The sequence below is a fragment of the Erwinia sp. STN24 genome, from assembly GCF_041320675.1.
Taxonomy (GTDB): Bacteria; Pseudomonadota; Gammaproteobacteria; order Enterobacterales; family Enterobacteriaceae; genus Erwinia; species Erwinia aeris.
In genome coordinates this window covers 136733-145598 of record NZ_JBGGPM010000007.1, presented here as the reverse complement: position 1 = coordinate 145598, position 8866 = coordinate 136733, and the positions used below count along the sequence as shown (strand labels likewise).

At 53.4% G+C, this 8866-nt stretch carries 9 protein-coding genes; 1 reads left to right on the top strand and 8 read right to left on the bottom strand.

The genetic code is table 11. The features are described 5' to 3' along the window. Nucleotides 1-463 precede the first annotated feature (463 nt). The 4 genes from ACA373_RS19805 to ACA373_RS19790 all read right to left on the bottom strand — a co-directional run bounded on the left by ACA373_RS19805 (nt 464) and on the right by ACA373_RS19790 (nt 4617). Nucleotides 464-1225 carry an amino acid ABC transporter ATP-binding protein gene (locus ACA373_RS19805; RefSeq protein WP_301250750.1) on the bottom strand — a complete coding sequence of 254 codons (762 nt, stop codon included), beginning with the start codon at nt 1223-1225 and terminating at the stop codon, nt 464-466. Nucleotides 1226-1233: 8 nt separating this feature from the next. Continuing rightward, a complete protein-coding gene (locus ACA373_RS19800; RefSeq protein WP_370734985.1) occupies nt 1234-2334 on the bottom strand; it encodes an amino acid ABC transporter permease in 1101 nt (366 codons plus the stop codon). A 15-nt stretch (nt 2335-2349) separates the two neighbouring features. Then, nucleotides 2350-3528: an amino acid ABC transporter permease gene (locus ACA373_RS19795; protein ID WP_301250748.1), complete on the bottom strand. Its 1179-nt coding sequence runs from the start codon at nt 3526-3528 to the stop codon at nt 2350-2352. Between the two features lie 63 nt (nt 3529-3591). After that, nucleotides 3592-4617, bottom strand: coding sequence for an amino acid ABC transporter substrate-binding protein (locus ACA373_RS19790; protein WP_370734984.1), 1026 nt, complete (start codon nt 4615-4617; stop codon nt 3592-3594). A gap of 129 nt (nt 4618-4746) precedes the next feature. Between ACA373_RS19790 and ACA373_RS19785 the strand changes: the two genes are divergently transcribed. Continuing rightward, entirely contained in the window at nt 4747-5319 is a 573-nt protein-coding gene (locus ACA373_RS19785; protein ID WP_370734983.1) for a hypothetical protein, read from the top strand. A 6-nt stretch (nt 5320-5325) separates the two neighbouring features. Here the strand turns inward: ACA373_RS19785 and lpxP are convergent, their stop codons facing one another. The 4 genes from lpxP to ACA373_RS19765 form a co-directional block, all read right to left on the bottom strand. After that, nucleotides 5326-6246, bottom strand: coding sequence for a kdo(2)-lipid IV(A) palmitoleoyltransferase (gene lpxP, locus ACA373_RS19780; protein WP_253457781.1), 921 nt, complete (start codon nt 6244-6246; stop codon nt 5326-5328). Nucleotides 6247-6446: 200 nt separating this feature from the next. Beyond that, nucleotides 6447-6743, bottom strand: a complete 297-nt coding sequence (fis, locus tag ACA373_RS19775; protein WP_000462905.1) for a DNA-binding transcriptional regulator Fis — start codon at nt 6741-6743, stop codon at nt 6447-6449. A gap of 24 nt (nt 6744-6767) precedes the next feature. Beyond that, nucleotides 6768-7733, bottom strand: coding sequence for a tRNA dihydrouridine synthase DusB (gene dusB / locus ACA373_RS19770; RefSeq protein WP_125287483.1), 966 nt, complete (start codon nt 7731-7733; stop codon nt 6768-6770). 295 nt (nt 7734-8028) lie between these two features. After that, the gene (locus tag ACA373_RS19765; protein WP_367317853.1) at nt 8029-8760 is read right to left on the bottom strand and encodes a carbonic anhydrase; all 732 of its coding nucleotides are present in this window, start codon (nt 8758-8760) and stop codon (nt 8029-8031) included. Nucleotides 8761-8866 lie beyond the last annotated feature (106 nt).

The window sequence follows — 8866 nt, the reverse complement described above, 5'->3', positions numbered from 1 at the left end:
TCAGAAGTGAAACGCCGTAGCGCCGATGGTAGTGTGGGGCCTCCCCATGCGAGAGTAGGGAACTGCCAGGCATCAAATTGCAACAGCCCCGACCTCACGGTCGGGGTTTTTTGCGTTTGTGGGCCGGAAACTCTCTGCGTGACCGCTCCCAGCGTCCGTGCTGCACGCTGTGGAATGCACCCGTTTCCGTACCCGTAAAACGCGCGTCCGCCTTCTCTTTCAGCCCCGCCACGGCACCCGGGCTCTTTGCCGGACGTTAATAATGCGGCTGTGGCCGCCGACCTTATTTTAAAACGGTCAGAAGAGCGGCCGCCGCCGGCTCTCTGCGGCGCGATCCCGTCCCCACGTCTATTCAGCCCCGGCTCAGCGCCAAACTGAACAGTAAAAAGCCCCGGTAAAATACCAGGGCTTCGGTCTTCGCATCAGATTTGCACGGCTAAGCCGGTCGTTGTCAGTATCGGTTTTAATGAATAACCTGCGAAAGAAAAGCCCGGGTTCGCTCCGATTTTGGTGCGGAGAAGAACTCCTGCGGCGGTGCCTGCTCAACGATTTCCCCACGATCCATAAAGATCACCCGATCCGCCACGGTGCGGGCAAAGCCCATCTCATGCGTCACGCAGAGCATGGTCATGCCGTCTTCCGCCAGACCAATCATGGTATCCAGCACTTCTTTTACCATTTCGGGATCCAGCGCGGAAGTCGGCTCATCAAACAACATGATTTTGGGCTTCATGCAAAGCGAACGGGCAATAGCCACACGCTGCTGCTGACCACCAGAAAGCTGGCCGGGAAACTTGTGCGCATGTTCCGCAATGCGTACGCGTTCCAGATAGTGCATCGCCAGCGCTTCAGCCTCTTTCTTTGGCGTTTTGCGTACCCAAATCGGCGCCAGCGTGCAGTTTTGCAGCACGCTCAGGTGCGGAAAAAGGTTAAAATGTTGAAACACCATGCCGACTTCCGTTCGCACACGCTCAATATTGCGTAAATCATCGTTCAGGTGGATGCCATCCACAACAATACGACCCTGCTGATGCTCTTCCAGATGATTGATACAGCGAATAGTGGTGGATTTGCCGGAGCCGGAAGGGCCGCAAAGAACGATGCGTTCGCGTGCTTTTACCTGCAAATTAATGTCTTTCAGCACATGAAACTGCCCATACCATTTGTTAACTTTTTCCAGCGTAATCATCATCGCTTCATCCGATTGAATCAAAGAATTAGTCATTGTAAGCCTCAGTGCGGCGTGCGCCCGGTGTGAAAACGCCTTTCCAGATACTGGCTGTAGCGCGACATGCTAAAACAGAAAATCCAGTAAACCAGCGCGGCAAAAACGTACCCTTCGGTGGACATACCAAGCCAGGCGGGATCGACCGTAGCCTGCTGGACGCTGCTGAAGAGATCGAAAAGCCCGATGATAATCACCAGGCTGGTATCTTTAAAAAGCGCGATAATCGTATTGACGAGGCCGGGAATGACCATTTTTAGCGCCTGGGGCAGGATAACCAGCCCCTGCGTTTTCCAGTAGCCCAGCGCCAGCGACTCGGCGGCTTCATACTGTCCTTTCGGCAGCGCCTGTAAACCGCCGCGTACCACTTCTGCTACATAAGCCGACTGGAAAAGGATCACGCCTACCAACGCCCGGATTAGTTTATCGATGCTGCTGCCTTCCGCCATAAACAGCGGCAGCATTACCGAGGACATAAACAGCACCGTGATCAGGGGAACGCCTCGCCAGAACTCGATAAAGATAATCGACAGAGAGCGCACTACGGGCATCGTGGAGCGGCGTCCCAGCGCAAGCAGGATACCGAGCGGCAGTGCGCCAGCGATACCCACGGAGGCGATAATCAGCGTCAGCGTGAGTCCGCCCCACTGGCGCGTTTCAACGCGTTCAAGCCCAAAGAAGCCGCCATAAAGCAGAACCCATACCACCACAGGATAAACAATTGCCCATACGGCGATATAACTTCCCCGGCGCGGGAGTGACTTAATAAACATCGGGATGATGCTGAGCAGGCCGATAACCAGGACCAGATTAATGCGCCAGCGCAGCTCATGAGGATAAAGACCATACATAAACTGGCCAAAGCGGGCATGGATAAACACCCAGCAGGCGCCATCTTTGGTACAGTCCGCGCGGGTAGTGCCGATCCAGTTAGCCTGAAAAATCAGCCAGTTCAGCGCTGGCGGTATCACACTCCAGATCACCCACAGGCAGAACAGCGTCAGCAGCGAATTGCCCCAGCTTGAGAACAGATTTTTTCTGGCCCATTTCACGGCTCGCGTAAAAGAACTTACCGGCACAGGCTGCGTATCATGCGTGGCTAAAGTCATAGTTATTCCGTTCTCTTAACGCTCAATCAGCCGTATTTTGCGGTTATAGATATTCATCAACAGCGAAATCAACAGGCTGATAATCAGGTAAACGCCCATAGTGATCGCGATGGTTTCAATGGCCTGTCCCGTCTGGTTCAGCACCGTGCCGGCAAACAGCGACACCATATCGGGATAGCCGATTGCCGCCGCCAGCGAGGAGTTCTTAACAATGTTCAGATACTGGCTGGTCAACGGCGGGATAATGACGCGCATCGCCTGAGGAATAATAACCTGACGTAGCGTGACCGGATTCGGCAGACCAAGCGAGCGAGCTGCTTCACTTTGCCCGTGCGGTACGGACTGGATCCCGGCACGGATCACCTCAGCAATAAAAGAAGAGGTATAGATAGACAGCGCCAGCGTCAGCGCCGCCAGCTCCGGGATCAGCACAAAACCGCCGCGGAAATTGAAGCCGCGCAGCATCGGTACATCCCAGTGCATCGGCACGCCAAAAGCCAGATGAGCGAGCAAAGGGAAAACAATGAACATGGCCAGGATGGCAGGCCAGCTACGTCTCAGCTGGCCCGTTTTCAACTGATAGCTACGGTTATAACGGAACAGCGCAACGCTGCATGCCGCAGCAAGCAGCAGGGAGAGAAGAAAAGGCCATGTGCCAGGGGCGTATGCCGGCCAGGGAATGTAAAGGCCGCGATTACTGATGAAGGCCAGATCGAAGGCGTTCATCGCCTGGCGTGGGCCCGGCAGATTGCGCAGCACGGCAAAGTACCAGAAGAAGATTTGCAGCAGCGGCGGAATATTGCGGAAGATTTCGATATAGATGGTTGAAAGCTTGCGCAGCAGCCAGTTATCCGACAGGCGGGCAAGGCCAATGAAAAAGCCCAGCAAAGAGGCGAATACAATACAGAGCGCGGAGACCAGCAGCGTATTGGTCAGGCCGACCAAAAAGACGCGGGCATAGGTATCGGCTTCGCTGTAATCGATAAGATGCTGAACGATGCCGAAGCCCGCACTGCGCTCCAGGAAGCCAAAGCCGGAGGTGATGCCGCGGTTGGCCAGGTTAATCACCGTATTGTGGATAAGATAGCCAGCTACGGCCAGCACCAGCACCACGGCGATAATCTGGTACAGCCAGGCGCGCACCGCAGGATTGCTAAAGGAGATATCCCTTTTTACGGACGGGCGTTGAGACATGTTGAAACCTCAGTCACGAAAATTCTGACGAAGGCGCCGATTGGCGCCCTGTTGCAGCGGGAATTAACGTACCGGTGGCGCGTACTGAATGCCGCCTTTGTTCCACAGCGCATTCTGACCACGTGCGATTTTCAGCTGGCTGTCTTTACCGACGTTACGATCGAATACTTCCTGATAGTTGCCTACCTGTTTAATGATATTGAAAGCCCATTTGTTATTCAGCTTGAGATCCTTGCCGAAATCGCCTTCTGAACCCAGCAGGTGCGCCATATCCGGCGTGGAAGGCTTAGCGGCCATCTGGTCAACGTTCGTTGAGGTGATGCCCATCTCTTCCGCGTTCAGCATCGCAAACAGCGACCACTTAACGATGGTGTACCAGTCATCATCGCCACGGCGAACCACCGGCCCTAAAGGCTCTTTTGAGATCACTTCCGGCAGCACGATAAATTCGTCCGGCTTGCCTAACTTGATGCGCAGGGCATACAGCTGCGACTGGTCAGAGGCCAGCGTATCGCAGCGGCCGGTATCCAGTGCTTTTGCCGATTCGTCAGAGCGATCGAAGGTCACAGGCGTGTACTGCATTTTGTTGGCTTTGAAATAGTCGGCGACGTTCAGTTCGGTATCCGTTCCCGCCTGGATACAAACCGTGGCGCCATCCAGTTCTTTCGCGCTTTTAAGGCCCGCTTTCTGGTGAGTCAAAAAACCAATACCGTCATAGTAATTTACGCCGGCAAAAATAAAGCCCATACCGCCATCGCGCGAGGAGGTCCAGGTAGTATTGCGGGAAAGGATATCGACTTCGCCGGATTGCAGAGCGGTAAAGCGCTCTTTAGCCGTTAACGGGGTGTATTTTACTTTTGTCGCATCGCCAAACACGGCCGCCGCTGCGGCACGGCAAACATCCACATCGATACCGCTAAATTTACCGCTGGCATCCGCAAACGAGAAGCCAGGCAGGCCGTCACTGATCCCGCACTGCACAAACTCTTTCTTTTTAATCGCATCCAGCGTAGCACCGGCATGGGCCTGATTAGCGACTGCAAACAGCGCTGCAGCGGCCACCAAAGTGGAGAGCATCATTTTTTTCATAAAGCATCCTGTGTGGCGTAAGCGTTTTGTTATGTTTTAGTGCACGCTGCGGTGCACTTTTCCTGTCTGTGGCAAGAGCCATCCACGACACTGCAAAGGCAATGCCAGATTTGCAGCATCCTGAATTTCATGGAAAGGTTTGTTAATAATCGGAAGCGTATAGAAAGTTTGCCTAATATTGCGCACCAAACAGAGGCAAAAGCCGCGCGGCTGGTCACAAATGGTGCGAAATGTTTCTTAAAATTTACGCGGCGTGAGCAAAAGCGCGATTATTGTTGCGCCAAGCAGCAAGCAGCAAGCAGCAAGCAGCAAGCAGCAAGGAGCAAGGAGCAAGGAGCAAGGAACAAGGAACAAGGAACAAGGAACAAGGAACAAGGAGTAAGGAGCAAGCAGCAAAGAGCAAAGAGCAAAGAGCAAAGAGCAAAGAGCAAGCAGGAAGGACAAGCCAGAAGCAGGAAGCGGCAAGTTGGTAGCTGCAGGGGAAGGCAGAAACGCAGAAGCAGAAGCAGAAGCAGAAGCATAAGCAAAAGCGGAAGACAGAAGTTGAGGGCAGAAGAAGGCAGAAGGCAGAAGGCAGAAGCAGGCAGAAGAGAGGCAGAAGGCAGAAGGCAGAAGCAGGCAGAAGAGAGGCAGAAGGCAGAAGACGCAAGCAAAAGAGAGGCAAAAAAAACCAGCCGCTGCGGGCTGGTTCATAAACGTTAAGACGCCTCAGTAAAGTGGCTGTGCGCCATCAGGACGCGTTTTAAAGCGGCGGTGCAGCCACATATACTGCTCGGGCGCACGCATGATCTCCGTCTCAATCACCTTATTCATATAGGCAGCAGCCTGCTGCTCATCGGCAATGGGGTAATCTTTCAGTTCAGGTTGGATCACCAGTTCATAACCGCTGCCGTCGTCATTACGGATCAGCACAACGGTGATCATGGCTGGCTTAGCCATGCGGGCCAGCATCCAGGTGCCGCTGGTGGTAGCCGCCTGCGGTACGGCAAACAGCGGCGCGAACACGCTGCCCTTCGGGCCGTAGTCCTGATCGGGCGCAAACCAGACGGCTTCACCCTGTTTCAACGCCTGCACCATGCCACGCAGATCGCGGCGGTTAATCATCGCCTTATTGGAACGCATCCGTCCTTTGGTCTGTACCCATTCCATCAGCTTGTTGTTATGCGGGCGATACATCGCCATCATCGGCTGACACAGGCCCATGGCCCTGCCGCCCAGCTCCAGCGACATAAAATGCACGCCGATAATCAGCGCGCCGCGGCCTTCTTGTTGTGCCGCCTGTAAATTGTGCAGGCCGTTAACGGTAAACCAGCGCTTCACCCGGCGATCGGACCAGAACCAGGCCATACCGGTTTCCAGCAGGCCCATTCCCAGCGATTCAAAATTGCGTACGATACGCTGCTCGATTTGCGCTTCCGGCATATCCGGGAAGCAGAGCTCAAGGTTACGACGGGTAATGCGGATACGGCGCTTTAAAAACCGCATTGAAGTACGGCCCATCCAGGTTCCCAGCTTTTGCAGAAGCGGAAACGGCAGCTGAACCAGTAAAAACAGCAGTCCCAGACCAGCCCAGGTGATCCAGTAACGAGGGTGCATCAGGCTGCGGGTAAAGCGGGGGGATACCTTCATATATCTCTCTTTATGCGTGCATGGAAGATGTAGCGCATAAAGACGTTAATCCGTAGCGGTACAGGGTATAGGACAACGAGATTGGCAGGAAGTTGAGGTAAATGTCTATTATTTACACAATCAAGACAATTTTGTCTGAACGGCGGCCATTAAAAAAGGCGCTAACAGTACGTAGCGCCTCCGTCACAATGAACCGAAACTTAGTTCATGCCGTATTTTTTCAGTTTCTTACGCAGCGTACCGCGGTTGATACCCATCATCAGGGCTGCACGGGTCTGGTTGCCACGGGTATATTGCATCACCATGTCCAACAGTGGCTGTTCCACTTCAGCCAAAACCAGCTCATACAGGTCATTAACATCCTGACCATTCAGTTGAGCAAAATAGTTCTTCAGTGCCTGTTTGACCGAGTCACGCAGAGGCTTTTGAGTCACCTGATCCTGGGAGTTAACGGTTGAAACGGTCAGTACGTCAGAATTTACGCGTTGTTCGAACATAGTTCTGTCAGCTCTTTATTTCTATTATGCAAGTTTTTCGAAGTATGCCTCCAACGCCTCCAGCTGTTCGCTGGCATCCTCAATGGCGTTGAATGTGCGCCGAAACTGGTCGTTTGGGGCGTGCTCCTGGAGATACCAGGAGACGTGCTTCCGGGCAATACGGTATCCTTTGCGGTGACCATAAAAGTCGTGCAGTTCCCGTAGGTGCCCAATGAGCAAGCGCTTTACTTCAGCCAGTGGCATTGGTGCCAGCAGCTCCCCAGTGTCCAGATAATGCTGGATTTCCCGGAAGATCCACGGTCTTCCCTGAGCCGCGCGTCCTATCATCAGGGCATCTGCCCCCGTATAGTCAAGCACGGCTCTGGCTTTGTGCGGGTCAGTAATGTCTCCGTTCGCGATAACGGGGATAGAGACACTCTGCTTAACTGTCCGAATGCTGTCATATTCAGCTTCGCCGTTGAACAAACACGCGCGTGTGCGTCCGTGAATGGTCAGGGCCTGAATGCCACAACGTTCAGCCAATTGGGCAATCTCAACACAATTGCGGTTGTCCACGTCCCAGCCGGTGCGAATCTTTAGCGTAACGGGCACATCCACCGCATTGACCACCGCTGAAAGGATAGACCTTACCAGCTCTGGATGCTGCAGCAGGGCAGAGCCCGCCATTTTCCGATTCACCTTTTTAGCCGGACAGCCCATGTTGATATCGATAACCTGCGCGCCCGATAAAGCGTTAATGCGCGCGGCTTCAGCCATCTCATCAGGATCACAACCGGCAATCTGCACGGTACGAATACCGGGCTCATCACTGTGTACCATACGCAGTCGGGATTTGTCGCTGGCCCAGACTTCCGGGTTTGACGACAGCATCTCCGATACGGTCATACCAGCGCCCATTGCGTAACAAAGCGTCCGGAAAGGCCTGTCGGTAATTCCGGCCATTGGTGCTGCAATCAGGCGATTGCGAAGCTGGTGGTTTCCTATGCGCATGAAAAAAAAGTGACCATAGTGTGTTCGCAAGGCGGCGTATATTACGCATTTTTTTAAGAAGATGAAAGGCCAAACTTTGAACAATTCCCCCTTCAAACCGGCATTGTCGGCCTGCAGAGACGGTGAGACGAATAAATATCCTTATTTAACAATAGATTGAATTTTAACGATTAAATGATGAACAAATATTTTTCTTTTTTTGTGAGGCAGTTAACACTATAAATTGCGGCGCTTCAGGCACTAAGCGCGACAAGCGCCGCCATACGCCTGCAAAAAAAGGCGAAATAGCGTACTGCTATTCGGCAATTATTCGACCGTGCAGAGGCTGCAAGGGGCGATTATTAGCATGTTTAAGCGCGTGCTCAAAAACCGCCAGCTGGGCCGGAGAGAGCGTAACGGGCTGCTTCAGAATCAGCCAGCGCACGCCTTCCGTGCAGGGCGGCGTAGTCAGCGAACCGCTAAAGCGGTAGTAGTGTTTCCCGGCGGGAAAAAGCGTGGCGAGATCCATGCTTTGCTTCATGGTTTCAACCTGGTTTTGCTGTGCGGGCAGGGACGCGAGCAGCGGCTTAAGCGCGCTGTTTTCAGCGCCGGTTTCAAACATAACGGCCAGCACGGCCAGCTCGCCTTGCTTGTTGGCATGAACAAAATGCGCTTCAAGCGGAAAGCTTTTGCCGAAAAGGTGATTTTCGCTGGGCGCGTGAAAATGGAACTGTTTAAGCACGAATGCGTCATTATCAAGCTGAAAATCGTCGCTGTCCTTCACCGTAACCTGGATAGTGTGGCCATTGTTAACAATGGTTTTGGTATCGGTATGAAAGTTTATGCCCAGCGGCGGCAGCTTGCCGTCAATAACCCGGGTAATATCGACGGGGGACTGATACTGGCCGGTTTTACAGGTTTGAAACTCATCACCCAGCTCGGCCCAGTGTTCAGGCGAGCCCTGGCCTTCATAAGACCAGTGAATAGCCGGTTCAGCCATGACGGGCAAAGCGGCAAGGCAGGAGAACAGCAGAGCATATCTTCTCATCTTCATTATCCCTTGAAGTAGCCGGCACAGGCCGGCGCGATTAAATAACCCTGCTGATAATAAGCCTATGGTAGAGGAAATCTATCTGAATCCGTCCCTGGAAACC